This window comes from Kitasatospora sp. NE20-6, assembly GCF_045862635.1.
In genome coordinates, this window is record NZ_BPRL01000001.1 from 95808 (window position 1) to 120442 (window position 24635).

The window sequence follows — 24635 nt, forward strand, 5'->3', positions numbered from 1 at the left end:
CGCCGTGTCGTTGACCGCTGTCCGGCGTGAATGTTAGAACCGTGACAGCACTATGCGCAACGCCCGTTGCGAATATCGCAACATCACAGGTGAAGGGTGGTCCAGGTGGCCGACCTGCTGTTCCGTGGCGCCACCGTCGTCGACGGCACCGGCGCCGGACGCCGCCGCGCCGACGTCACCGTCACCGACGGCCTGATCGAGGAGATCGGCCGCGGCCTCACCGCCCGCCGCACCGTCGACGCCGACGGCCTCGTCCTCACGCCGGGCTTCGTCGACATGCACACCCACTCCGACCTCGCCCTGCTCCTCACCCCCGACCAGCCCTCCCGGGTCACCCAGGGCGTCACCTGCGAGGTGCTCGGACAGGACGGCCTCTCGTACGCCCCGGTCGACGACACCACCCTCGGCGCGCTGCGCCGCCAGATCGCCGGCTGGAACGGCGACCCGCCGGGCTTCGACTGGAACTGGCGCACCGTCGGCGGCTACCTCGACCGCCTCGACGAGGGCATCGGCGTCAACGCCTGCTACCTGGTGCCGCACGGCTCCGTCCGGATGCTCGCGATGGGCTGGGACGACCGGCCGCCCACCCCGTCCGAGCTTGACCGGATGCGCGAGCTGGTCGCCGCCGGCCTGCAGGAGGGCGCCGTCGGCATGTCCAGCGGGCTCAGCTACACGCCCGGCATGTACGCGGGCACCGACGAGCTCGTCGCCCTGTGCGCGACGGTCGCGGCGTACGGCGGCTACCACGCGCCGCACCAGCGCTCGTACGGCCGGGGCGCACTGGAGGGCTACGCGGAGATGCTCGACGTCGCCCGCCGGTCCGGCTGCCCGGTGCACCTCACCCACGCCACGATGAACTTCGACGTCAACCGCGGCAGGGCCGGGGCCCTGCTCGACCTCGTCGACCGGGCGCTCGCCGACGGCGTCGACGTCACCCTCGACAGCTACCCCTACCTGCCCGGCTCCACCACCCTGGCCGCACTGCTGCCCGGCTGGGCCGGCGCCGGCGGCCCGGACGCCACCCTGGCCCGCCTCGCCGACCCGGCCGCCCGCGAACGCATCCGCGCCGACATGGAGGAGCACGGCAGCGACGGCTGCCACGGCGTCGTCGCCGACTGGGCGACCGTGCAGGTCTCCGGCACCGGCGACCCCGCCCTGTCGGCCCTGGTCGGCCTGACCGTCGCCGGGATCGCCGAGGCACGCGGCTGCACCGGCACCGAGGCCTTCCTCGACCTGCTCCGCGAGGACACCCTCGCCACCACCGTGCTGCAGCACGTCGGCGACGAGGAGAACGTCCGCGCCGTCATGCGGCACCGCGTGCACACCGCGGGCAGTGACGGCCTGCTGACCGGCGCCCGGCCGCACCCCCGGGCGTGGGGCACCTTCGCCCGGTACCTCGGCCACTACGGGCGGGAGCTCGGCGTCCTCACCCTGGAGGAGGCCGTCACCCGGATGACCGGCCGCCCGGCCCGCCGCCTCGGCCTCGACCGGCGCGGGCTGGTCCGGCCCGGCCACCACGCCGACCTGGTGCTGTTCGACCCCGCCGCCGTGCGGGACACCGCCACCTTCGACCGGCCGCGCAGCCCCGCGGCCGGCCTCGCCCACGTCTACGTCAACGGCACGGCCGTGCTGCGGGAGGGCCGCCCCACCGGCGCCCTGCCGGGCCGGGCCCTGCGCCGCACCGACCGAGGAACCCGAGCCCTGTGAACACCACCCCCGCCGCCCTGCTCCGCGCCGCCCTCGCCGCCGACCCGGTGATCGCGGTCGTCCGCGCCCCCGCGATACCCGACGCCGCCGACCTGTGCGCCGCCCTCGCGGCGGGCGGCGTCACCCGGGTCGAGTTCACCTTCACCACGCCCGGCGTGGCCCGCCACCTGCGGCGGGCGGCCGACGCCGGCCACCGGGTCGGCGTCGGCACGGTGCTGACGGCCGACCAGGCCGCGCTGGCCGTCGACTCGGGTGCGTCGTTCCTGGTCACGCCGGGGACGCGGGCCGAGGTCGCGGAGGCCGCCGCGCGGGCCGGCTGCCCGGTGGTGCTCGGCGCCCTGACCCCGACCGAGGTGGCGCACGCCGTCGACCTGGGGGCGGCCGCCGTGAAGATCTTCCCGGCCCGGGCGTTCGGCCCCGGCTACTTCGCCGACCTGCGCGGCCCGTACCCCGAGGTGCCGCTGGTGGCGTCCGGCGGCGTCAACGCCGGCAACGCCGCGGACTACCTGGCCCGCGGCGCCCTCGCGGTCTGCGCCGGCACCGACGTCGTGCCGCCCGCCGCGGTGGCCCGCGGCGACTGGGCGGACGTCACCCGCCGCGCCGCCGCCTTCACCGCCGCCTGCCGGGCGGCCTGACGGCGCCCCACGGGCCGGGTCAGGAGGTGCAGGGCTCGTGCGGCCGCTCGCGGTCGGACGAGTACAGGTGGCTGTCGCGGAACTGCTCGGCGCCCAGCGTCCGGCCGACCATGATCACCGCGGTGCGCAGCACCCCGGACTCCGCGACCTGCCCGGCGATGGTGGCCAGCGTGCCGCGCAGCACCAGCTCGTCGGGACGGCTGGCCATCGCGACGACCGCGGCCGGGCAGTCCGCGCCGTAGAGCGGCAGCAGCTCCTCGACGACGCTCTCGACGTACCGGGTGGCGAGGTGCAGCACCAGCAGGGCGCCGCTGCGGCCCAGGGTGGCGAGGTCCTCGCCCTCGGGCATCGGGGTGGCCTGCCGGGAGACCCGGGTGAGGATGACGGTCTGGCCGACCGTCGGCACCGTCAGCTCCCGCTTGAGCGCGGCCGCCGCCGCGGCGAACGCGGGCACGCCGGGCACGACCTCGTACGGGATGCCCAGCGCGTCGAGCCGGCGCATCTGCTCGGCGACGGCGCTGAAGACCGACGGGTCGCCGGAGTGCAGCCGGGCGACGTCGTGGCCGGCCGCGTGGGCGCGGGTGATCTCGGCGACGATCCGGTCGAGGTCGAGGTCGGCGGTGTCGACGAGGAGGGCGTCCGGAGGGCATTCGGCGAGCAGCTCGCGCGGCACCAGGCTGCCCGCGTACAGGCACACCCCGCAGCGCGCGAGGGTGCGCTGGCCGCGCAGGGTGATGAGGTCGGCGGCGCCCGGGCCGGCGCCGATGAAGTAGACGGTCACGGTGTTTCCCTCTCGACGGTCCTGGTGTCCTTGACGGCCGACCACTGGGTGACGGGCATGGCCTGCCGCCACCCGGTGAACCCGCCGACCGGCACGGCGTGCGCGACCGCGAGCTTCACCAGGTCGCCGCCGTGGCGGCGGTACCACTCGGTCAGCAGCGCCTCGGATTCGAGCGTGACGGTGTTGGCCACCAGCCGGCCGCCGGGCGGCAGCGCGTCCCAGCAGGCCTGCAGCAGGCCGGGGGCGGTGAGGCCGCCGCCGACGAAGACCGCGTCCGGCACGGGCAGGCCGGCGAGTGCGGCGGGCGCGGGCCCGGTCACCACGCGCAGCCGCGGCACGCCGAGGGCGGCCGCGTTGCCGGCGATCCGTCCGGCCCGCACCGGGTCGCGCTCCACGCCGACGGCCCGGCAGCTGCGGTGCGCCCGCAGCCACTCGATCGCGATCGACCCGGAGCCGCCGCCGACGTCCCACAGCAGCTCGCCCGGCGCGGGGGCGAGCGCGGCCAGCGTCGCCGCCCGGACGTGGCGCTTGGTCAGCTGCCCGTCGTGCGCGTACGCGTCGTCCGGCAGGCCGGGGACGAGCTGCGCCCGCGGCCCGGCGCACTCCACGGCGACGATGTTCAGCGCGTCGCCCGGCGGGTGCCGCCAGCTCTCCGCGACGCCGTCGGTGATCCGCTCGCGGCCGCCGCCGAGCTGCTCCAGGACGCGCATCCGGCCGGCCCCGTACCCGCGGGCGGTGAGCAGCGCGGCGACCTGGCCGGGGGTGGCCGCGTCGGCGCTGAGCACGAGCAGGCGCCGCCCGTCGGAGAGCGCCGCGGTCAGGGTGTCCAGGGGCCGGCCGACGAGGCTGACGACCTCGGTGTCCTCGGCCGGCCAGCCGAGCCGGGCGCAGGCGTACGACACGGACGAGGGGTGCGGCAGCACGTGCAGGCGGTCGGGGCCCACGGCGTCGGCGAGGGCCCGCCCGATGCCGAAGAACATCGGGTCGCCGCTGGCCAGCACGCAGATCCGGCGTCCGGCGTGCTCGGCGAGCAGGCCCGGGACGGCGGGGAGCAGCGGGGACGGCCAGGCGACGCGGGCGGCGGCGGCCTCCGCGGGCAGCAGGGCGAGCTGGCGGGGTGCGCCGATCACGGCCTCGGCGGCGAGCAGCGCCTCGCGGGCGGCGGGCGCCAGGCCCTCCCAGCCGTCGGCGCCGACCCCGACGACGGTGATCACGGGTGCGGGCACGGCGGCGGCCAACGGTGACTCCTTGCGGCGCGGACGGGGCAGCGGCAGCCTATCGGCCGGGGCGCCCGCGCAGACCGGCCGGTGGCCCGGGGCGGACGCCGGCGACCTGCGACGTTCGCCACACCGGCGCCCGCGCTCAGGGACGGTAGGGCAGTTGCGGCACGTCGAAGCAGGTGGTGGTCATGTCCGGCACCTGCGTCACCCAGCCGCCGCGGCCGCCGTTCGCGGCGTCCTCCCAGCGGGCCGCGTCCAGGCAGGCGCGGGCGGGACCGGAGGGCCGCGGCTGCGGCGCGAACGACGCGGGCAGCAGCAGTCCGTGGGCGTCGTACGGGGTGCCGCTGCCCAGGAAGGCCGTCACGCAGCGGCGGGTCAGGTCGGCCCCGCAGGAGCGCATCGCGTCGGTCAGCCACTGGGCGGCGGCCCAGCCCTCCAGCTCCCAGGCGGAGAGGAGCTCCTCGCGCTGCGGGTAGTAGCGGGCCATCGCGGCGCGGAACGCCTGCACCGCCGGGTGGCCGGTGTCGGCGTAGTTGCGGCTGGAGGAGGTCGCCCACAGGGCGGCCCGGCAGCCGGGGGAGTCCCGGTAGTCGGTGCGGGCGGTGTCCGACCAGTTCTGCACGTTCGTCACCTTCGCGCGCAGCCGTACGCCCGCCGCGTCGAGGGCCTGGCAGAGGGCGGCGTTGCCGCGGGTGTCCATGGCGTCGAAGAGCAGGTCGGTGCCGTCGGCCTTCATGGCGGCGGCGACCGCCTGGAAGCCGGGCAGCGCCAGGTCGACGGTGCGGCTGAGCACCCGGTAGCCCTCGGCGCGCAGGCCCTGCTCGATCTGCCGGGCGTAGCGCGCCGAGTCGGCCTGGTCGTAGGAGACCACGGCGGCGCTGGTCGCGCCGAGCCGCTCCTTGAAGAACCGGTACACCTCGGTGGTCTGGTACAGGGTGCCGTCCCAGCCGACCGCGCGGCCGTCGCGCGGGGCGCTGCTGCCGTAGATGCCGTACAGGTGCGGCCACCGGTCGTAGGCGGTGCCGACGGGCTGCCCGCCGACGTCCGGCACGCCCTTCGCGCTGACGTACGGCGCGCCCGCGTAGGTGAGGACGCTGCCCGCGACGAGGGCGAACACCCGGTCGCGGTCGATCAGGCGGTGCACGCAGTCCTGGTTGCCGATGCCGCTGCCGCCGTCGTCGCAGGTGACGACCTGCACGGTGCGGCCGCCGACCCCGCCGGCGTCGTTCAGCGCGCGGAAGAAGGCGAGCGCGCCGAAGCGCGGCCCCGCGAAGGTCTCCGAGCCGACGGGGCTGGTGAGCGAGGTGATGACACCGACCCTGACGCTGCCGGGCCCGGCACCGGTGTCCGTGGCGCGGCCGGTGCCGCCGGCCGCGGGGGAGCCGAACGCGCTCTCCGGCAGCCTGCTGCCGCAGCCCGCCAGGGCCAGCAGCAGCGCGGCCGCCACCACCGGCCCGGCCCGGCGGGCCGCCCGTCGGTACGCGGTCAGCTGCATCCCGGCACGGTCGCGCCGCCGGCCTGGGCGACGAGGCCGCAGAGGCTCGCCGTGGACACCTTCCACGTGCCGCCGTCCAGCACGGCGGTGCCGGTGGCGGCGGGCTGCACGACGTTGCCCTGCAGCGACAGCGTGTAGGTGACGGTCGCCTCGGTGGCGGAGGTGAAGTCCACGGCGGTCACGTCGGCCTTGACCTGGCCCACCCGCGGGTCGGCCGCGAAGCCCTGCAGGGCCGGGGCCAGGGCGGCGCCGTTCTGCAGCACCGCGGCCTTGTCGGCGATCGGCGTGGCCGGGTCGAAGAACTTCTCCCAGTTGGCCGTGACCTGGGCCTTCGCCGCCTCCACGTCGGCCGGGGCGGTGCCGGCCGGGGAGGCCGGTGCCGAGGAGGCGGCCGTCGTCGAGGCGCCGGCGGACGGCGAGCCGGAGCCCGAGGAGTCGCTGCTGCACGCCGTCGTCAGGCCCAGCACCAGTGCGGCGAGGAGGGCCGCCGCGGCGGTCGCGGGGCGCCGCCGGGGGGCCGGGGAGGGCCCGGTCGCCCGGGCCGGTTCGCTGCGGGTGGTACGCATGAGTCCCTCACCGCGTCCTTCCGACCGGCGGGCCGCCCTTCCCACTGCCGGCCCCGGTCGCTCGTCTCGGAGCCGCCTCCGTGTCCGGAGCCGTCGCTGCGGCGCGATACACCGCACGTGACACTATGAAGGCCGATCTGCGGACGAACCGCAAGAGGAGCGGGCATACCTGTACAGAACGGACAGGTCTGGATGAACCGGATTCCCCGGCCGAGCGCCGCCGGGCTGCTGAGAGCCCTCCGGGAGTGGCCCGGCTGGTTCACGCTCGCGGCCGGCGCCGGGCTGTGCGTCCTCGGCTGGTACGGCGTCTCCGGCGAGCGGTTCACGGCCCGCCAGGTGCCCTACCTCGCCTCCGCGACCGTCCCCGGGGCGGCGCTGATCGTGGCGGGCGCCGTCCTGATCGCCGTCCGCCGCCCGCCCGGCCGCGGCGCCGCCGACCCGCGCCTCGACGAGCTGTACGCGCTGCTCGTCACCGACCGCCCGCCCGCCGAACCCGGCCCCGACGACGGCCCCGACACTGGCCCCGGCCCGGCGGACGGCCCCGGACCGGCGCCCGGGCCGGCGGTCGCCCTGCCCGGCGGCACGCTCTACCACCGCCCGGACTGCCTGCTCGTCGCCGGGAAGAGCGCCGCCGCCCCGCCCGACCCGCAGGCCGTCCGGGACCGCGGCCTCACCCCCTGCCCGGTCTGCGAACCCGGACCGCCCGGCGGCGACCGGCCCCCCGGCGGCGACCGGCCGCCCGCGGTGCCCGGACCGTGAGCGGGGGCGCCGGCCTCACCGCCGACCTCGCCCTGGCCGGGCTGTCCGTCGGCAGCGCCGCCGCGCTCAGCGGCGTCGGCCTGGTGGTCACCCACCGCACCACCGGCGTGCTCAACCTCGCCCAGGGCGCGCAGGCCGTCGCCACCGCCTACCTGCTGCGCGAGCTCGTCGTCGTCCGCGGCTGGCCGCTCGCCCCGGCCGCCGCGTTCTGCCTGCTCCTCGCCGCCCCGGCGTTCGGCGTGCTGCTCGACCTCGCGGTGTTCCGGCCGCTGCAGCGGCGCGGCGCCGGGGCGGGCGAGGCGATGGTCGCCGGGATCGGCGTGTTCGTGCTGCTCGTCGGCGCGGTGGTGCTGCTGTGGGGCACCGCGCCGTTCGCCGACGCGCCCGCCCTCGTCGGGCCGCAGCGGCTCGCCGACCTGGGCGGCCACGTGCTGCGCCTCGACACCGCCGTCCAGCTCGCCGCCGTCCTCGCGCTGGCCGGCGGGGTCGGGCTCGTCACCCGGTGGACGGCGTTCGGCCTGCGGATGCGCGCCGTCGTCGACAACCGTCCGCTCGCCGGGCTCGCCGGCATCGACGCCGACCGGATCTCCGCGGCCGGCTGGGCGTTCGGCTCGTTCACCGCGGGCCTGGTGGGCGTCCTGCTCGCGCCGTTCCTCCTGCTCGACCCGTACGGGCTGCCGCTGCTCGTGATGGAGACCATGGCCGTCGCCGTCGCCGCCCGGCTGCGCAGCCTCCCGGTGGCCGTCGTCACCGGGCTCGCCCTCGGCGTCGCCCAGAGCGAACTCACCCGGCTGCGCCCGCCCGGCCGGATGCTGCCGCTCGCCGAGGCCGTGCAGGCCGACCTGTTCACCGTGGCGCTCCTGGTGGCCGCCCTGCTGCCGTGGCGCGGCGCCGTCGACGACACCGGGCTCGCGCCGTCGGGCCCGGCCGCCCGGCCCGGCCCGGCGGCGGGCGCCGCCCGGGCCGCGTGCGCCCTGCTCCTGCTGCTGCCGCTGGGCTTCCGCAGCGACGACCTGCGGCACGCGGTGGCGGTGCCCGCGCTGGCCCTGGTGCTGCTGTCGGTCGTCGTGGTCACCGGGTACGGCGGGCAGGTCTCGCTCGGCCAGGCCGGCTACGCGGGCCTCGGCGCGCTCGGCACCGCGCTGCTGATGTCGGGCCGGGTGCCCGGGGTGGGGCCGCTCCCCGCGGCGGCCGCCCTGCTGCTCGCGGTGGCCGCCGTGGTGCCGCTCGGCCTGCTGACCGGGTGGCCCGCGATCCGGCGCCGCGGCCTCGCCCTGGCCCTGGTCACGTTCGCGGTCGGCACCGCGCTCAGCCGGCTGGTCTTCGACCAGCCGTACGCCACCGCGGGGCTCGCCGTCGACCGGCCGCGGTTCCTGGCGGGCGACGCCGCCTTCTACGCCGCCGAGCTCGTCCTGCTCGGGGCCGCCCTGCTGCTGGTGCGGGCCCTGCACCGCGGGCGGACCGGCCGGGCGCTCACCGCGATGCGCGACCACCAGGCGGGCGCGTCCGCCGCGGGCGTCGACGTGCCCCGCCTCAAGCTGCTCGTCTTCATGGCCGGTGCCGGGCTGGCCGCGCTCGGCGGCGGCCTCACGGCGCTCGGCGGGCGGGCGTTCTCCGCGACGGCGTTCGACCCGGTGCAGAGCCTGCTGTGGTTCGCGACCGTGGTCGTGGCGGGCGCGGACAGCGCGGTCGGTGCCGTCCTGGCGGCGGCCCTGCTGACCGGGCTGGAGGCCGGTTCGGCACCCGGCACCGCGGCCGTGGTGGTCGGCGTGCTCGCCGCGGCCGTCGGCCGGATGCCCGGCGGCCTCGCGGGCGTCCTGCGGCGGACGGCGGCGCGTCCGCCCGCTGCGCCGCCCCGGCTGACCCCGCTCGGGGAGCGGGCGCGCGCCCGGGTCCGCCGCCGTCCGCCGGAGCGTCCCCGGTGAGCGCCGTGCCGGAGGCGGGCCTGGCCGCGCGCGGTCTCGTCCGGCGGTTCGGCGGCCTCACCGCGGTCGACGGCGTCGACCTCGACGTGCCGCCGGGCCGCATCACGGCACTGGTCGGCCCGAACGGCGCCGGCAAGAGCACCCTCTTCGACTGCCTCGCCGGCGCCGTCCGCCCCGACGCGGGCCGGGTGCTGCTGGCCGGACGCGACGTCACCCGCCTGCCCGACCACGCCCGGGCCCGCCTCGGCCTCGCCCGGACGTTCCAGCAGATCGCCGTCTTCCCCGGCCTGACGGTCGGTGAGAACGTCCTGCTCGGCGCCGAGCAGCGCACCGGCGGGACCGCCCGCGGCCTGCTGGGCCTGCCCGTCCCCGGCGGACCCGGGGCCCGTGCCGCCACCGACCGGGCACTGCACCTGCTCGGCCTGCACGCCCTCCGGGACGACCCCGTCGACCGGCTCCCCACCGGCACCCTCCGCCTGCTGGAACTCGCCCGCGCCTTCGCCGCGACGCCCGCCGTGCTGCTGCTCGACGAACCCGCGGCCGGACTCGACCCGGCGCAGGCCGACCGGCTCGCCGCCGTGCTGCGCGCGCTCGCCGCCGAGGGCCTGGCCCTGCTGCTCGTCGAGCACGACGTGCGGTTCGTCGCCGGGCTCGCCGACACCGCGTACGTCATGGCGGCCGGCCGGATGCTGACGTCCGGACCCGCCGCCGAGGTGCTGGCCGGCCCCGGGGCGGCCCGAGCCCGGGGCGGGCCGTGACCGTCGAGGCCGAGCTGCGCGCCGTCCGCGTCCGGTACGGGCTGGTCGAGGCCCTGCACGGGGTCGACCTGGCGTTCCCGGCCGGGCGGGTCACCGTGCTGCTCGGCCGCAACGGCGCCGGCCGCAGCACGGTGCTGCGGACGCTGGCGGGCGCGGTCCGGCCGGTCTCCGGGGCGGTCCTGTGGGGCGGCCGGGAGGTCACCGCGCTGCCTGCGCACCTCCGGGCCCGCGCCGGCCTCGCCCTCGTCCCCGCCGAGCGCGCGGTCTTCGGCGCGCTGACCGTCGCCGAGCACCTCGGCGCCGGGGCCGGGGAGGCGACCGGGGTGTTCCCCGAGCTCCTCCCGCTGCTCCGCCGCCGGGCCGGCACCCTCTCCGGCGGCGAGCAGCAGATGACGGCGCTCGGACGGGCACTGGCCGCCCGGCCCCGCCTGCTGCTGCTCGACGAGCCGGACCGCGGGCTCGCCCCGGCGGTGGCCGCCCGGCTGCACGGCCGGCTGCTGGCCGCGGCGGCCCTCGGCCGGACGGTCGTCGTGGCGGCCCCGGCGCTGCCCGCCGGTCTCACCGGGGCCGCGGTGGTGCACGTCCTGCACCGCGGCCGGGTGGTCTTCATCGGGGAGCCGGGCGAGCTCCGCGCCGGGGCACCCCTGCCGTGACCGGCCGTCGGTGCCCCGGCGCGGCGGCCGCTACGCCGTGGCGCGGACGGCGGTGCTCCTGACCAGGGCGACGCCGAGGCCGGCCACGCCGAGCGCCATCACGAGCAGCCCCGGGGGGAAGGCCGCCGCGGGCAGCACACCGCGCAGCGCGACGGGCGCGGCCCCGAGCACGTAGGCGGCGACGGCCGCCCGGGGCACGGTGCGGGCCCGCCACAGCGCGGCCCCGAAGAGCAGCACACCCGTGAGGAAGACGACGGACGAGGCCGTGAACACCCGGCCGGTCAGGCCGTCCACCAGGTCCGTGATCTGGTCGCCCGTCAGCTCGGGGAAGACCAGGTTCAGGATGTACTCGACGCCGAGCAGGCCCGCCATGCCGAGGAAGTTGAGGGCGTAGCCGACGGTCGCGAGGGCGCCGACGCGCTCGCGGACGGCCAGGAAGAGGCCGGTGACGAGGAACAGCCCGAAGGCCTCCGCCAGGGGGGCGAGCACGTGGGTGAAGGCCAGGTCGTCGGGGATCAGCCCGCCCCGGCGGGCGGCGTTGAGCAGCAGGATCGCGGCGGACGTCAGGCCGGCCCAGCCGGCGGGCCGGTCGAGGGCGAGCGGGCGCGTGGTCATGGTGCGTGCCTCCAGGGCGGTCGCGGGAGCAGCGGATAACGCTTGTCATAACGTAGGTTCCGGAGGGGGCCCGCAGCCGGGCCCGCCGGGGTCCGTCATCGTTCGGTAAGACCCGGCAGGACGTGGGGAAGGGACGGGCGGTGCCGTGGTGGAGGGCGAGGAGCTGAGGGACCGGTTCGTCGGGGCCGCGCTGCGGGTGGTGGCGGAGCACGGGCCGGCCGGTCTGACGGTCCGCCGGGTCGCCGAGGAGGCCGGGTCGTCCACGATGGGCGTCTACAGCCGGTTCGGCAGCCGCACCGGCATGCTAGAAGCGCTGTACGAGCGGGCGTTCGCGATGCTCCGCGACGCCTTCGCGCGGGTGCCCGTCACCGGTGACGCCGCCGCCGACGTCCGGGCCCTGGCCCTGGCGTACCGCGCCTTCGGGCTGGAGAGCCCGGCCCGGTACGCGTTCATGTTCGAGCGGGCGGTGCCGGGGTTCGACCCGGGCCCGCGGCTGCGGACGGAGGCGCTCGGGTCGACGTTCGGGGTGCTGGCCGCCGCGGTCGGCCGGGCCGCCGCCCCGCAGGCGGCCGCGCACGACGCGTACCTGGTCTGGGCGGTCCTGCACGGCACGGTCGGCATCGAGCTCGCCCATCGCGAGCGCACCGACCTGCCCGGCTGGTCGGCCGCCGCGGACCGGGAGGGCGTCTACCTCGACGGCCTGGCCGCGCTCTGGCGCGGCCTCGGGCTCGACGGCCCCTGACCGGCCCGCGTCAGCCCTGCGGCGCGGCCCGGTCGCCGAGCCGCCGGTTGCGCGCCGCCCGCGCCGCGAGCCGCTGCTCGACCGGCACGGCCGTCAGCGCGCCCAGCGCCAGCGCGACCGCCTGCCCGACCCGGGCGCCGAACGGCGCCGGCTCGTCGGCGGCGTCCGGCAGCTCGGCGACCACCTCGTCGACGAGGCCGACGGCCGCCAGGTCGTACGCGCCGATGCCCTGGGTGCGGGCCAGCTCGGCGGCGTGCCCGCCGTCGCGGTGGACGATCGCCGAGGCGCCCTCGGGGGGCAGCGGGGCGAGCCAGGCGTGCTCGGCGGCGACGACCCGGTCCGCGGGCAGCAGGGCGAGCGCGCCGCCGCCGGAGCCCTGGCCGAGCAGCACGGCGAGCACCGGGGTGCGCAGCGCGGTGAGCGTGTGCAGGCAGTGGGCGATCTCCACGGCGATGCCGTCGAGTTCGGCCTGCACGGAGAGTTCGGCGCCGGCGGTGTCGACGACGGTGACCAGCGGCAGCCCGAGCTGCTGGGCGAGCCGGGCGGTGCGGCGTACGGCGCGCAGGTCGGCGGCGGTGAACGGCCGGTCGGCGCCCGCGGGGGCCCGCTGCTGGCCGACGAGCACGGCGGGCTGCCCGCCGAAGACGGCCAGGGCCCGGACGAGGGCGCCCTCGTGGCCGCCGGGTGCGCCGAGCAGCACGGCCTCGTCGGCGCCGGCGTCGAGCAGTTCGCGGGTGCCGGGCCGGTCGGTCCGGCGGGTGCGGCGCACGGAGTCCCAGGCGTCCCGGGTGCTGCCGGCGGGACGCCCGGGCGGCGGCTCGGGCTGCCGTACGGGCTGCCGGGCGCCGAGCACGGCGAGCACGCGCCGGACGGTGCCGCGGAGGTCCTCGGGCGGCACCACGGCGTCGACGAGGCCGCGGGCGGCCAGGGTCTCGGCCCGCTGCACGCCGGGCGGCAGCCGGACGCCGCGCAGCTCCTCGTAGACCCGGGGGCCGAGGAAGCCGAGCCGGGCGCCGGGCTCGGCGAGCACGACGTGGCCGAGCGTGCCCCAGGAGGCGAAGACCCCGCCCATGGTGGGGTTGCGCAGGTAGGTGAGGTAGGGGAGTCCGGCGGACTGGTGGGCCTGGACGGCGGCGGTGACGCGCACCATGCAGAGGAACGCGGCGGAGCCCTCCTGCATCCGGGTGCCGCCGGAGACCGGCAGGGCCAGCACGGGGAGGCCCTCGGCGGTGGCGCGTTCCACCGCACGGGTGATGCGTTCGGCGGTGGCGACGCCGATCGAGCCGCCGAGGAAGCCGAACTCGGAGGCGATCAGGGCGACGGGCCGGCCGTCGACGAGCCCGAGGCCGGTGGTGACGGCCTCGTCGAGGCCGGTGGCCTCCGCGGCGCGGGCCAGCGAGGCCGCGTAGGCGGGGTCGGCGGCCGGGTGGGCGGCCGGGTCGTCCCAGCAGGTGAAGCTGCCGTCGTCGACGACCAGGCCGATCAGCCGCCCGGCCGTCGGGCCGCGTTCCTCGCCCATGTGCACCCCCGCGGTCCGTGGGTGCTGCACCGGCACCCGCCCGGGCCCAGGGTACGGGCCTCCGGGCGGCCCGGAGGCGGCGCCCCGCGGATACGGCACGGGCGGCGGCCCCGGGTGTCCCGGTGGCCGCCGCCCGTGCCGGGCGGTGCCGGATCAGAAGTTGATCATGTGCCCGGCCAGGCCGTGCACGGCCTCCTTGACCGCCTCGCCGAGGGTCGGGTGGGCGTGCACGTTGCGGGCGACCTCGTGCACGGTGAGGTCCCACTGCTGGGCCAGCGTCAGCTCCGGCAGCAGCTCGGTGACCTCGGGGCCGATCAGGTGCGCGCCGAGCAGTTCGCCGTGCTTCCGGTCGCTGATCAGCTTGACGAAGCCCGCCGGGTCGCCGAGGCCGTGCGCCTTGCCGTTGGCGGTGAAGGGGAACTTCACGACCTTCACGTCGTAGCCCTGCTCCCGGGCCTGCGCCTCCGTCCAGCCGAAGCTCGCGATCTGCGGCTGGCAGTAGGTGGCACGCGGGATCATCACGAAGTCGAGCTCCATGGTCTCCGCGCCCGCGATGGTCTCCGCGGCGATGACGCCCATCGACTCGGCGGCGTGCGCGAGCATCAGCTTGGCCGTGACGTCGCCGATCGCGTAGATGTGCGGCACGCTGGTGCGGCCGCGGCCGTCCACGTCGATCGCACCGCGCTCGGTGAGCTTCACGCCGATGCTCTCCAGGCCGTAGCCCCGGGTGCGCGGGGCGAAGCCGATGGCCTGGAGCACCTTGTCGGCCTCCAGCACCTTCTGCTCGCCCTTCTGCGTGACGGTCACCCGCACCTTGGCGGCCGGGTCGGTGTCGTCGATCGCGTCGACCCGCGTCGACGTCAGCACCTCGATGCCGAGCCGCTTGTAACGCTTGGCCAGTTCCGCGGAGACGTCGGCGTCCTCCAGCGGCACCATCCGGTCGAGGAACTCGACGACGGTCACCTTCACGCCGTAGTTGTGCAGCACGTACGCGAACTCGACGCCGATCGCGCCGGCCCCCGCGATGATGATGCTCCCCGGCAGCGTGTCGGTGAGGATCTGCTCCTCGTACGTCACGACGCGCTCGCTCAGCGCGGTGCCGGGCAGCAGCCGGGTGGTGGCGCCGGCCGCGATGATGCAGTGGTCGAACGTCACCGTCTCCGTGCCGCCCGCACCCAGCGTGACCTGCAGGGTGTGGTCGTCGACGAAGGTGCCCCAGCCGTCGTACTCGGTGATGCCGTTCTTCTTCGTCAGGTAGTGGATGCCGGCCACCCGCCCGTCCGCGACCTTGCGGCTGCGCAGGTACGCCTCGCGGTAGTCGAAGCGGACGGTGCCCTCCACCGTGATGCCGAAGGTCTTCGCCTCCTTGGTGAAGATGTGCGCCAGCTCGGCGTTCCGCAGCAGGGCCTTCGACGGGATGCACCCGACGTTCAGGCAGACGCCGCCCCAGTACTTGGTCTCGATGACCGCCGTGCGAAGCCCGAGCTGTGCGGAGCGGACCGCGGCGGTGTACCCGCCCGGGCCCGCACCCAGGACCACGACGTCGAAGTGTGAGCTCATGAGCCACACGATAGACCTCGCCGGGTCTCGGCGGGCGGGCCGCCGGGAGCCCGCTCGACCCGTCACCGTCCGCGCGCCGGTGGCATGCTGGGAGAGGCCGTGCCTCCGCCGGGAGCCGGGGCGCGGGCCGCCGCCGGAGCAGCCGAGGGCCCGCAAGGGGGTGCCCGATGAGCCCGTCCGCGAAGATCGCCGCACTGCCCTGCGGCAGACGTGCCAAGTGGTTCGTGCTGGCCTTCTGGCTGGTGCTCCTCGTGGTCGCCGTGCCGCTGGCGGGCAAGCTCGCCGACGTCGAGGACAACGAGGCGTCCAGCTGGCTGCCCGGCAACGCCGAGTCGACCCAGGTGCTGGAGGCGCAGCGCGGCTTCTTCCCCGTCGACACCGCCCAGGCCGTCGTCGTGTACGAGCGCGACGGCGGCATCACCGCGGCCGACAAGGCCGTGGCGGTGCGGGACGCCGCCGCGTTCGCGGACGCCCCGCACGTCGCCGGCGTGGTCGTCGGCCCGCAGGTGTCCGCCGACGGCAAGGCCATGCAGACCGTCGTGCCGGTCGACATCGGCACGGGCGGCTGGGAGGACCTCCAGCCCGCCGTCGACTCGCTGCGCGCCACGGCGTCGGACGGCAGCCTCGGCATGGCCACGTACGTCACCGGTCCGGCCGGCATCGGCGCCGACCAGGCGGAGGCGTTCGCGGGCATCGACGGCACCCTGCTGTTCGCGACCGTCACGGTGGTCATCGTGCTGCTGCTGCTCACCTACCGCAGCCCGGTGCTGTGGCTGCTGCCGCTGTTCTCGGCGGGTGCCGCGCTGATGGTCGCCGAGGCGGTCATCTACCTGCTCGCCAAGTACGCCGGGCTGACCGTCAACGCCCAGAGCGCGGGCATCCTGATCGTGCTGGTCCTGGGGGCGGGCACGGACTACGCCCTGCTGATCACCGCGCGTTACCGGGAGGAGCTGCGCAACCACCGCGACCGCCACGAGGCGATGGCGTTCGCCCTGCACCGGGCCGGTCCGGCGATCCTGGCCAGCTCGGCCACGGTGGTCGCCTCGATGCTGTGCCTGCTGGTCGCCGAGATGAACTCCACCCGCGGCCTGGGCCCGGTCTGTGCGATCGGCGTCCTGGTGGCGCTGGCGGCCATGCTCACGCTGCTGCCGGCGATCCTGGTGATCGCGGGCCGCTGGATCTTCTGGCCGGTCCGGCCCGCGTACGGCACGCCGGAGCCGACCCGCAGCGGTCGCTGGGCGCACGTCGGCGGCTGGATCGGCCGGCGGCCGCGCAAGGTGTGGACCGGCACCGCCCTGGCGCTCGCCGTCTGCAGCCTCGGCCTGATCTCGCTCGACGCCACCGGCCTCACCGCGGCCGGGACGTTCACCGGCAAGCCCGACTCCGTCACCGGTCAGCAGGTGCTGGCCGCGCACTTCCCGGGCGGCACCGGGTCGCCGCTGACGGTCGTGTCGGACGCCGGCGGCGCCGAGCGCGTCCGGGTGACGACGGCCGCCACCCAGGGGGTCGCGGGTGCGACGGACGTCATCGTCAAGAACGGCGAGGCGATCTTCCAGGCGACCCTGGCCGATCCGCCGGACAGCGACGCCGCGAAGGCCACCGTCGACCGGGTCCGCGACGCCGTGCACGCGATCCCGGGCGCCGACGCCCAGGTGGGCGGCAACACCGCCGTCCAGCTCGACGCCGGGCGGGCCGCGGCCCACGACAACAAGGTGATCATCCCGCTGGTGCTCGTCGTGGTGATGCTGATCCTCGCCGCCCTGCTGCGGGCGGTGGTCGCGCCGCTCGTGCTGATCGGCACGGTGGTGCTCTCGTTCACGGCGGCCCTCGGCGTCAGCGCCTTCGTCTTCGCGCACGTCTTCCACTTCGAGGGGCAGGACCAGGCCTTCCCGCTGTTCGTGTTCGTCTTCCTGGTCGCGCTCGGCATCGACTACAACATCTTCCTGATGACGCGCGTCCGGGAGGAGTCCGTGCACCGCGGCACCCGGGAGGGCGCGGTCGCCGGACTCGCCGCGACCGGCGGCGTCATCACCTCCGCGGGCCTGATCCTCGCCTCCACCTTCGCCGTGCTCGGCACCCTGCCGGTCGTGGGCTTCGCCGAGATCGGCTTCGCGGTCGCCCTCGGCGTCCTCCTGGACACCCTGGTCGTGCGGTCGGTGCTGGTCACCGCGCTCACCATCGACCTCGACCGCCACATGTGGTGGCCCTCCCGCCTGGGTACCCGTGCGGCCGCCGGCGAGCACCGGACGCAGGCCGCGCCGCAGGCCCCCGGGCCGTAGGTAGCCGTAGTCGCGGCCGTGGCCGCCGCGCCCGCACGGCGGCGGCGTGACCGGGCTTCCCCCGCCCGGGCACGCCGCCGCTCGGTTCCGCCGGTCAGTCCAGGCAGAGCACCGACCGCAGCACGGCCTCCAGCACGGCCTCCGGCTCGCCGACGGACTCCGCCGACCGCCAGGCGACGAACCCGTCCGGCCGCACCAGCACCGCGCCCTCCGCGCCGATGCCGTACGCCTCGGCGAAGTCCGGGCCCGGCTCCGGCCCCTGCTCCAACTCCAGCCCGGGGCCGACCCGGTGGACGGTGAGCGGCACGCCGAGGCGCTTGCCGACCCGCTCGCCGGCCTCCCGCCAGGCCCGCCCGTCCGACCCGGCCAGCAGCACCGGCACGGTCTCGAAGAGGTCGAGCGAGGACAGCGCCACCCCGGCCCGCCGGAGCCGCACGTGCGGGGCGCGTCCGCCGGGGGAGCCGTCCGCGGCGAACGTGTCCGGCACCGCCGGGCCGTCCGCGTCGGCACCCACCACCGCACCCAGCGGGTAGCGGTAACCGAGCGCCACGGCAAGGACGTTGCTCTGCCGCCCGGTGCCCGGCGTCACCTCGTAGCCCGGGTGCCGGTGCTCCGCGGACCGCGCCGTCGCCCGCGCGCTCGTCGCCTCGGCGACCGGCCGCCGCTCGCGCCCGTACGACTCCAGCAGACCGGTCCCGGCCCAGCCGCCGAGCACGGCGGCCAGCTTCCACGCCAGGTTGTGCGCGTCCTGGATGCCCGTGTTGGAGCCGAACGCCCCGGTCGGGGACATCTCGTGCGCCGAGTCGCCCGCCAGGAACACCCGCCCGGCGGAGTACCGCTCGGCCACCCGCTGCGCGGCGTGCCACGGTGCCCGGCCGGTGATCTCCACCTCCAGGTCGGGCACCCCGGCCGCGGCCCGGATGTGCGCGATGCACCGCTCGTCCGTGAACTCCTCCAGCGCCTCGCCGTTCTCCGGGTGCCACGGCGCGTGGAACACCCACTGCTCCTGGTTGTCCACCGGCAGCAGCGCCCCGGCGCCCGCCGGATCGGTCAGGTAGCAGGCGATGAAGCGCCGGTCGCCGACCACGTCGGCCAGCCGCTTCGCCCGGAAGGTGATGCTCACGTTGTGGAACAGGTCGCCCGGCCCGGTCTGCCCGATGCCGAGCCGCTCCCGGACGGGGCTGCGCGGCCCGTCCGCCGCCACCAGGTACGACGCCCGGAGGGTCTCCTCCGCACCGGTCTCCCTGCTGCGGAGCAGCGCCGTCACCCCGTCGGCGTCCTGCTCGAACGACACCAGCTCGGTGCCGAACCGGATGTCCCCGGACAGCCGGCGGGCGTGCTCCAGCAGCACCGGCTCCAGGTCGTTCTGGCTGCACAGGCACCAGCCGGACGGGCTGAACCGCTTGAGGGCGCCGCCCGGGTCGATCTCCCGGAAGAGCCACTCCTGCTCGGCCCCGGTCAGCGTGTCGGCCTGCAGGATGCCGTGGTTCTCCGCCAGGACGGAGGCGGCCTGCCGGATCGCGGACTCCACGCCCGCCACCCGGAAGAGTTCCATCGTCCGGACGTTGTTGCCGCGTCCACGCGGGTGGTGCGAGGTACCGGCGTGCTTCTCCACCAGCAGGTGGGGCACCCCCAGCCGGCCCAGGAAGAGGGAAGTGGACAGCCCCACCAGGGAGCCGCCCACGATCAGGACGGGCAGCCGGCCGTCGGCGGTTGGTTTCATCGGTCACTCCAGTCATGAGAAGGGCCCGCCCCCAGCGTCGCGGGAGTCCTCCGTGTCCGCCCTGCCGACTGCGCCCATGGACCTGTCATTTCGCCCGGATGGGTTCCTGCTCTCGCACGATCCGTCACGGACGGCCACGATCGACCTCAGATCGCGTGACCGGCCCCGGTCAGGACCCGCCGCCACCAGCAGCGGGTCGTCCGCGAACCTCCGCCACCCGGGCCGCCTGCCACGGCGCCGCCGGACGCCCCGCCCTTTCCAGCCCTGCTGCAGGCCTGCGGTGCGCCGGTCCTGCCCGCCTCCGTCTCGAGAAGAACGAGTGATGATGACGACCACCCTCACCGAAGCCGTAACCGACTCCCACCACGCCGCGATCACCGCGCCCCGGCTGCGCGTCGTGCTGATGTGCGACGTCATGGCCGGCGAGCAGGAGCGCTTCCTGCGCGCCTACGAGCAGCTGCGCCACCAGGTCGCCGCGGTGCCCGGTCACGTCAGCGACCAGCTCTGCCAGTCGATCGAGGACCCGTCCCGCTGGCTCATCACCAGCGAGTGGGAGAGCGCCCAGCCCTTCCTGTCCTGGGTGGACAGCGAGGAGCACCGGGAGATGGTGAAGCCGCTGCACGGCTGCGTCCGCGACACCCGCTCGCTGCGCTTCAGCATCATGCGGGAGACCGCCGGCGACTACGTCTACGACGGGCCCGAGCCGGTCGTCGACGGCATCGTCCGGCACGCGCTGACCTTCACCGTCAAGCCCGGCAGCGAGCCCGAGGTCGAGCGGATCCTCGCCGGCTACGCCTCGCCGCGGGCCCGGGTCGACGACCACACGCGGCTCTGCCGCACCTCGCTCTTCCTGCACGGCAACCGCGTGGTGCGGGCCGTCGAGGTCTCCGGCGACCTCGGCGCGGCCCTGCGGCACGTCGCCATGCAGCCCGAGGTGCGCGCCGTCGAGCAGGCGATCAACCCGTACCTGGAGGAGGCCCGCGACCTGGACGACCCGGAGTCGGCCCGCGGCTTCTTCATGCGGGCGGCGCTGCCCGCCGTGCACCGTGTCGCCTCCGCCGACGCGCCGGCCGCGCCGGTGTCCCGGTACGCGGTGCACTACCCCGTCCGGCCCGGACAGGGCGACCCGGTCGTCGGCCTGCTGGCCCGCCAGGACCGCCAGGCCGTCGAGGAGGGCACCCCGCTGGTCTCCAGCACGATCTTCCACCGCGGCGACGTGGTCGTCCGCCTGATCGACCTGGCCGGCCGCGCCGAGGCCGACCCGGCGCTCGCCGTCGGCGCCGCCGGGCACCCCGCCGCCGAGGCCCTCGGCAAGCTGCTGGACCTCGACGAGCACCACGACCTGCGGACCGCGACCGGCGTCGCCCGCTTCCTCGCCGACCACACGATGAAGCTGGTCACCGACCGCGCGGCCGCCGACGCCTGAGCATCCGGCCCGAGGGCGTCGAACCCGACGGCCCTTCCCCGAACCGCCCTTGGAGGCATCAACCATGACCACGGATTTCCCACGCATCGTGCGCGTCGACGAGGCACCGCCGAACACCCGCCGCGGCGGCGATCTGCGCACCCTCCTCAGTCCGGCGACGGTGGGTGCCACCAGCGGTTTCATGGGGCTGGCGATCGTGCAGCCGGGTGACCGCATCGCGGAGCACTACCACCCGTACTCCGAGGAGTTCGTCTTCGTGGTCTGCGGCGAGCTGGAGGTCGACCTCGACGGGGTGCCGCTGCGGCTCGCCCCCGAGCAGGGCCTGATGATCCCGCTCGACGTCCGCCACCGGTTCCGCAACGTCGGCAGCACCGAGGCGCGGATGGTCTTCCACCTCGGCCCGCTCGCCCCGCGGCCCGAGATCGGCCACGTCGACACCGAGGACACCCCCTGGCCGGCCCCGCCGGAACCCGCCGAGGCAGTCTCGTGAACCGGCGGGTGGTGGTCACCGGGCTCGGCGTCGTCGCGCCCGGCGGAGTGGGCGTCCCCGCGTTCTGGGACCTCCTCACCGCAGGGCGTACCGCGACCCGCGGCATCACCTTCTTCGACCCGTCGGGCTTTCGCTCCCGCATCGCCGGCGAGTGCGACTTCGACCCGTACGCGGCGGGTCTCGACGCCTCGGAGATCGCCCGCTCCGACCGGTACGTGCAGTTCGCGCTGGCCGCGGCCGCCGAGGCGTGCCGCGACGCCGGGATCGACATGGCCGCCGAGGACCCGTGGCGGGTCGGCGTCTCGCTCGGTACCGCGGTCGGCGGCACCACCCGGCTGGAGCACGACTACGTCGGCGTCAGCGCCCGCGGCGGACGCTGGGACGTCGACCACCGGGCCGCCGAACCGCACCTGCACCGCGCGTTCACCCCCGCCACGCTCGCCTCCGCGGTCGCCGAGCAGGCCGGCGCGTACGGGCCGGTGCAGACGGTCTCCACCGGCTGCACCTCCGGCCTCGACGCGGTCGGCTACGCCCTGCAGGCCGTCGAGGACGGGCGGGTGGACGTCTGCATCGCGGGCGCCTCGGACTCGCCGATCTCCCCGATCACCGTCGCCTGCTTCGACGCGATCAAGGCGACCTCCGAGCGCAACGACGACCCGGAGCACGCCTCCCGGCCGTTCGACGCCACCCGGGACGGCTTCGTGCTCGGCGAGGGCGGCGCCGTCCTGCTGCTGGAGGAGTACGAGCACGCGCGGCGGCGCGGCGCCCGGATCCACTGCGAGATCGGCGGGTTCGCCACCTTCGGCAACGCGTACCACATGACCGGCCTCACCCAGGAGGGCCTGGAGATGTCGGCGGCGATCGACAGCGCCCTGGAGCACGCCGGGGTCAACGCCTCCGACCTCGACTACGTCAACGCGCACGGCTCCGGGACCAAGCAGAACGACCGGCACGAGACCGCCGCCGTCAAGCGTTCGCTCGGCGCCCACGCCTACCGGACGCCGATGAGCTCCATCAAGTCGATGGTCGGCCACTCGCTCGGTGCCATCGGCGCCATCGAGCTCGTCGCCTGCGCGCTGGCGCTGGCGAACGGGGTGGTGCCGCCGACCGCCAACTACGAGACCCCGGACCCGGAGTGCGACCTGGACTACGTGCCCAGGACCGCGCGCGAGCTGCCCCTGCGGCACGTGCTCTCCGTCGGGAGCGGCTTCGGCGGCTTCCAGTCCGCGGTCGTCCTCAGCAGAGAGGGGGCACGGACATGACCAGTGCCCGAGGCAACCGGCGGACGGTGGTGACCGGCATTGGGGTGATCGCACCCAACGGCGTCGGCGCCGACGACTTCTGGAAGGCCACCCGGGAAGGCGCCGCCGTCCTCGGCCCGGTCACCCGCGAGGGCTGCGAGCAGCTGCCGCTGCGGGTCGCCGGCGAGGTGACCGGATTCGACGCCGACGCCGCCGTCGAGGGCCGCTTCCTCGTCCAGACCGACCGCTTCACCCACTACGCGATGGCCGCCGCCGACCTCGCCCTGGAGGACGCGCGCCTGCACCCGGACGAGAACGCGCCGTTCGCCACCGGCGTGGTGACCGCGGCCGGTTCGGGCGGCGGCGAGTTCGGCCAGCGCGAGCTGCAGAACCTGTGGGGCCAGGGCCCCCGGTTCGTCGGCCCGTACCAGTCGATCGCGTGGTTCTACGCCGCCAGCACCGGACAGATCTCCATCCGCGGCGGATTCAAGGGGCCCTGCGCGGTCGTGGCCAGCGACGAGGCCGGCGGCCTCGACGCCCTGGCGCACGCGGCCCGGAGCATAGCGCGCGGCGCCGACGCGATCGTCGTCGGCGGTGCGGAGGCGCCGCTCGCCCCCTACTCGATGGTCTGCCAGCTCGGCTACCCCGAGCTCAGCCTCGTCGAGGACCCGGCGCAGGCCTACCTGCCGTTCACCGCACGGGCGAGCGGTTTCGTCCCCGCCGAGGGCGGCGCGATGTTCGTCCTGGAGGACGAGACGGTGGCCCGCCGGCGAGGCGCCCGGATCCGGGCCGAACTCGCCGGACACGCCGCCACCTTCACCGGCGCGTCCCGTTGGGCGGAGTCCCGCGAGGGCCTCGCCCGTGCCATCCGCTCCGCCCTCGAACAGGCGCGCTGCGCGCCCGACGAGATCGACGTCGTCTTCGCCGACGCCCTCGGCGTGCCGGAGGCCGACCGCGCCGAGGCGCTGGCCATCGCCGACGCGCTCGGCGCCCACGCCGGCCGGGTGCCGGTGACGGCGCCTAAGACCGGCATCGGACGCGCCTACTGCGGCGCACCGCTGCTGGACACCGCCGCGGCCGTGCTGGCGATGGAGCAGGGATTCGTCCCTCCCACGCCGAACGTCACCGACGTCGTGCACGACCTCGACCTGGTCTGCGGCTACGGCCGCACCGCGGAGCTGCGCACCGCCCTGGTGCTCAGCCGCGGGCTGATGGGATCCAACGCCGCCCTGGTGCTGCGCGCCGGCGCCGGTGCGCGGTCCTGACCGGCCACCCCTCCCGAACCTAGGAGAACCCCCATGACCCACGCCCTCACCTACGGCGAACTGGCGGCGCTGATCAAGGCCCGCGCCGGCATCACCGTCGACCCGCTCGACCTGGAGCGCCCCGGCGCGACCTTCGAGGAGTTCGGCGTCGACTCGCTCGCGCTGCTCGGCATCGTCGGCGAGCTGGAGAACCGGCACGCCTCGCCGGTGAGCCCCGGCGCCGAGATGTCCAAGACCCCGCAGGACTTCCTCGACGCCGTCAACGCGTCCGCGACGACGGGAGCCTGACACCATGCCCGGCCACACGGACAACGAGATCCTCATCAACGCCCCCGTCGACCTCGTCTGGGACATCACCAACGACCTGGAGAACTGGCCCGGCCTCTTCAGCGAGTACGCCTCCGTCGAGGTGATCGACCGGGAGGGTCCGAAGACCACCTTCCGGCTCACCATGCACCCCGACGAGAACGGCACCGTCTGGAGCTGGGTCTCCGAGCGGGAGACCGACCGGCACGGGCTGACGGTCAGGGCCCGGCGCGTCGAGCCCGGACCGTTCGAGTTCATGGACATCCGCTGGGAGTACGCCGAGCAGCCCCAGGGCACGCTGATGCGCTGGGTCCAGGACTTCGCCATGAAGCCCACCGCGCCGGTCGACGACGACGGCATGACCAACCACATCAACCGCAACTCGCGGATCCAGATGGAACTGATCCGGGAGAAGGTCGAGAAGCGGGCGGGGCAGAGGTGAGCGCCGTGTACCGCTCGCTCATCGTCGCCCGGATGCGGCCCGGCGCGGACCGGGACATCGCGGGCATCTTCGCCGACTCCGACTGCGGTGAGCTGCCGGGCCTGATCGGCGTGACCGGACGCAGCCTCTTCCAGTTCGGCGACCTCTACATGCACCTGATCGAGGCCGACCGGCCGCCCGGCCCGTCCGTTGCCGAGCACGTGCGCCACCCGGAGTTCCGCCAGGTGAGCCAGCGGCTCACGGCGCACGTCCAGGCGTACGACCCGGAGACCTGGCGGGAGCCGGCCGACGCCATGGCACGCGAGTTCTACCGCTGGGAGCGGCCCGTCGGCTGATGCCGCAGGACCGCCCAGGGCGCCGGCCGGGATCCACCGGGCCGGCGCCCTGGCGTGTGCCCGGCGGCAGGTGCGCGGGGCGGTGGAGGCGCAGGGCGGTGCGTGCGGGGCGGTGCGTGCGGCGGGCCCGGGCGTACGGGGGCGCGGGGGAGCGGGGCCGGGTGGGAACGCCGGTGGCCCGCCGGCGGGCTGC

21 protein-coding genes and 1 pseudogene are annotated in these 24635 nt (G+C 76.2%); 14 read left to right on the forward strand and 8 right to left on the reverse strand.

Going from position 1 to position 24635, the window contains the following annotated elements:
- The first annotated feature begins 105 nt into the window (after nucleotides 1–105).
- Together SNE206_RS00410 and eda are read left to right on the forward strand one after the other, a co-directional pair.
- A complete protein-coding gene (locus SNE206_RS00410; RefSeq protein ID WP_407911273.1) occupies nucleotides 106–1707 on the forward strand; it encodes an N-acyl-D-amino-acid deacylase family protein in 1602 nt (533 codons plus the stop codon).
- On the forward strand, nucleotides 1704–2342 hold the full coding sequence (gene eda, locus SNE206_RS00415; protein ID WP_407911274.1) for a bifunctional 4-hydroxy-2-oxoglutarate aldolase/2-dehydro-3-deoxy-phosphogluconate aldolase: 639 nt from the start codon (nucleotides 1704–1706) through the stop codon (nucleotides 2340–2342). Before SNE206_RS00410 ends, eda begins: the two co-directional genes overlap by 4 nt.
- Before the next feature lie 19 nt (nucleotides 2343–2361).
- Here eda and cobM read toward each other — a convergent pair whose 3' ends face one another.
- The 4 genes from cobM to SNE206_RS00435 form a co-directional block, all read right to left on the reverse strand.
- The gene (gene cobM, locus SNE206_RS00420) at nucleotides 2362–3123 is read right to left on the reverse strand and encodes a precorrin-4 C(11)-methyltransferase (protein WP_407911275.1); all 762 of its coding nucleotides are present in this window, start codon (nucleotides 3121–3123) and stop codon (nucleotides 2362–2364) included.
- Entirely contained in the window at nucleotides 3120–4361 is a 1242-nt protein-coding gene (gene cbiE / locus SNE206_RS00425) for a precorrin-6y C5,15-methyltransferase (decarboxylating) subunit CbiE (protein ID WP_407911276.1), read from the reverse strand. The genes cobM and cbiE overlap by 4 nt, the downstream gene beginning before the upstream one ends.
- Before the next feature lie 124 nt (nucleotides 4362–4485).
- Nucleotides 4486–5838: an ABC transporter substrate-binding protein gene (locus SNE206_RS00430; RefSeq protein ID WP_407911277.1), complete on the reverse strand. Its 1353-nt coding sequence runs from the start codon at nucleotides 5836–5838 to the stop codon at nucleotides 4486–4488.
- Entirely contained in the window at nucleotides 5829–6404 is a 576-nt protein-coding gene (locus SNE206_RS00435; protein WP_407911278.1) for a hypothetical protein, read from the reverse strand. Before SNE206_RS00435 ends, SNE206_RS00430 begins: the two co-directional genes overlap by 10 nt.
- A gap of 192 nt (nucleotides 6405–6596) precedes the next feature.
- Here SNE206_RS00435 and SNE206_RS00440 point away from each other — a divergent pair, with 192 nt between their 5' ends.
- The 3 genes and pseudogenes from SNE206_RS00440 (at nucleotide 6597) to SNE206_RS00450 (ending at nucleotide 10499) form a co-directional block, all read left to right on the forward strand.
- Complete coding sequence (locus SNE206_RS00440; protein WP_407911279.1) at nucleotides 6597–7163, forward strand: hypothetical protein; 567 nt, start codon at nucleotides 6597–6599, stop codon at nucleotides 7161–7163.
- Nucleotides 7160–9846: pseudogene (locus SNE206_RS00445) on the forward strand (ABC transporter permease subunit). Before SNE206_RS00440 ends, SNE206_RS00445 begins: the two are co-directional and overlap by 4 nt.
- Nucleotides 9843–10499 carry an ATP-binding cassette domain-containing protein gene (locus SNE206_RS00450; protein WP_407911280.1) on the forward strand — a complete coding sequence of 219 codons (657 nt, stop codon included), beginning with the start codon at nucleotides 9843–9845 and terminating at the stop codon, nucleotides 10497–10499. Before SNE206_RS00445 ends, SNE206_RS00450 begins: the two are co-directional and overlap by 4 nt.
- A gap of 30 nt (nucleotides 10500–10529) precedes the next feature.
- Here the strand turns inward: SNE206_RS00450 and SNE206_RS00455 are convergent, their stop codons facing one another.
- Nucleotides 10530–11114, reverse strand: a complete 585-nt coding sequence (locus SNE206_RS00455) for a hypothetical protein (protein WP_407911281.1) — start codon at nucleotides 11112–11114, stop codon at nucleotides 10530–10532.
- 145 nt (nucleotides 11115–11259) lie between these two features.
- On the opposite strand from SNE206_RS00455, the gene SNE206_RS00460 reads away from it, so the two are divergent.
- A complete protein-coding gene (locus SNE206_RS00460; RefSeq protein WP_407911282.1) occupies nucleotides 11260–11856 on the forward strand; it encodes a TetR/AcrR family transcriptional regulator in 597 nt (198 codons plus the stop codon).
- A 10-nt stretch (nucleotides 11857–11866) separates the two neighbouring features.
- Here the strand turns inward: SNE206_RS00460 and SNE206_RS00465 are convergent, their stop codons facing one another.
- Complete coding sequence (locus SNE206_RS00465; protein ID WP_407911283.1) at nucleotides 11867–13375, reverse strand: carboxyl transferase domain-containing protein; 1509 nt, start codon at nucleotides 13373–13375, stop codon at nucleotides 11867–11869.
- Nucleotides 13376–13528: 153 nt separating this feature from the next.
- Nucleotides 13529–14935, reverse strand: a complete 1407-nt coding sequence (lpdA, locus tag SNE206_RS00470; RefSeq protein WP_407911284.1) for a dihydrolipoyl dehydrogenase — start codon at nucleotides 14933–14935, stop codon at nucleotides 13529–13531.
- Between the two features lie 167 nt (nucleotides 14936–15102).
- Here lpdA and SNE206_RS00475 point away from each other — a divergent pair, with 167 nt between their 5' ends.
- A complete protein-coding gene (locus SNE206_RS00475) occupies nucleotides 15103–17214 on the forward strand; it encodes an MMPL family transporter (RefSeq protein WP_407911285.1) in 2112 nt (703 codons plus the stop codon).
- 94 nt (nucleotides 17215–17308) lie between these two features.
- Here the strand turns inward: SNE206_RS00475 and SNE206_RS00480 are convergent, their stop codons facing one another.
- Nucleotides 17309–18937: an FAD-dependent oxidoreductase gene (locus SNE206_RS00480; protein ID WP_407911286.1), complete on the reverse strand. Its 1629-nt coding sequence runs from the start codon at nucleotides 18935–18937 to the stop codon at nucleotides 17309–17311.
- A gap of 322 nt (nucleotides 18938–19259) precedes the next feature.
- Between SNE206_RS00480 and SNE206_RS00485 the strand changes: the two genes are divergently transcribed.
- The 7 genes from SNE206_RS00485 (at nucleotide 19260) to SNE206_RS00515 (ending at nucleotide 24442) form a co-directional block, all read left to right on the forward strand.
- Entirely contained in the window at nucleotides 19260–20363 is a 1104-nt protein-coding gene (locus SNE206_RS00485) for a SchA/CurD-like domain-containing protein (RefSeq protein ID WP_407911287.1), read from the forward strand.
- 64 nt (nucleotides 20364–20427) lie between these two features.
- Entirely contained in the window at nucleotides 20428–20853 is a 426-nt protein-coding gene (locus tag SNE206_RS00490; RefSeq protein ID WP_407911288.1) for a cupin domain-containing protein, read from the forward strand.
- Nucleotides 20850–22115, forward strand: a complete 1266-nt coding sequence (locus SNE206_RS00495; RefSeq protein ID WP_407911289.1) for a beta-ketoacyl-[acyl-carrier-protein] synthase family protein — start codon at nucleotides 20850–20852, stop codon at nucleotides 22113–22115. Before SNE206_RS00490 ends, SNE206_RS00495 begins: the two co-directional genes overlap by 4 nt.
- Complete coding sequence (locus SNE206_RS00500; protein WP_407911290.1) at nucleotides 22112–23359, forward strand: beta-ketoacyl synthase N-terminal-like domain-containing protein; 1248 nt, start codon at nucleotides 22112–22114, stop codon at nucleotides 23357–23359. Before SNE206_RS00495 ends, SNE206_RS00500 begins: the two co-directional genes overlap by 4 nt.
- Nucleotides 23360–23392: 33 nt before the next feature.
- Complete coding sequence (locus SNE206_RS00505; RefSeq protein ID WP_407911291.1) at nucleotides 23393–23647, forward strand: acyl carrier protein; 255 nt, start codon at nucleotides 23393–23395, stop codon at nucleotides 23645–23647.
- A gap of 4 nt (nucleotides 23648–23651) precedes the next feature.
- Nucleotides 23652–24107 carry an SRPBCC family protein gene (locus SNE206_RS00510; RefSeq protein ID WP_407911292.1) on the forward strand — a complete coding sequence of 152 codons (456 nt, stop codon included), beginning with the start codon at nucleotides 23652–23654 and terminating at the stop codon, nucleotides 24105–24107.
- A 5-nt stretch (nucleotides 24108–24112) separates the two neighbouring features.
- On the forward strand, nucleotides 24113–24442 hold the full coding sequence (locus SNE206_RS00515; RefSeq protein ID WP_407911293.1) for a TcmI family type II polyketide cyclase: 330 nt from the start codon (nucleotides 24113–24115) through the stop codon (nucleotides 24440–24442).
- Nucleotides 24443–24635 lie beyond the last annotated feature (193 nt).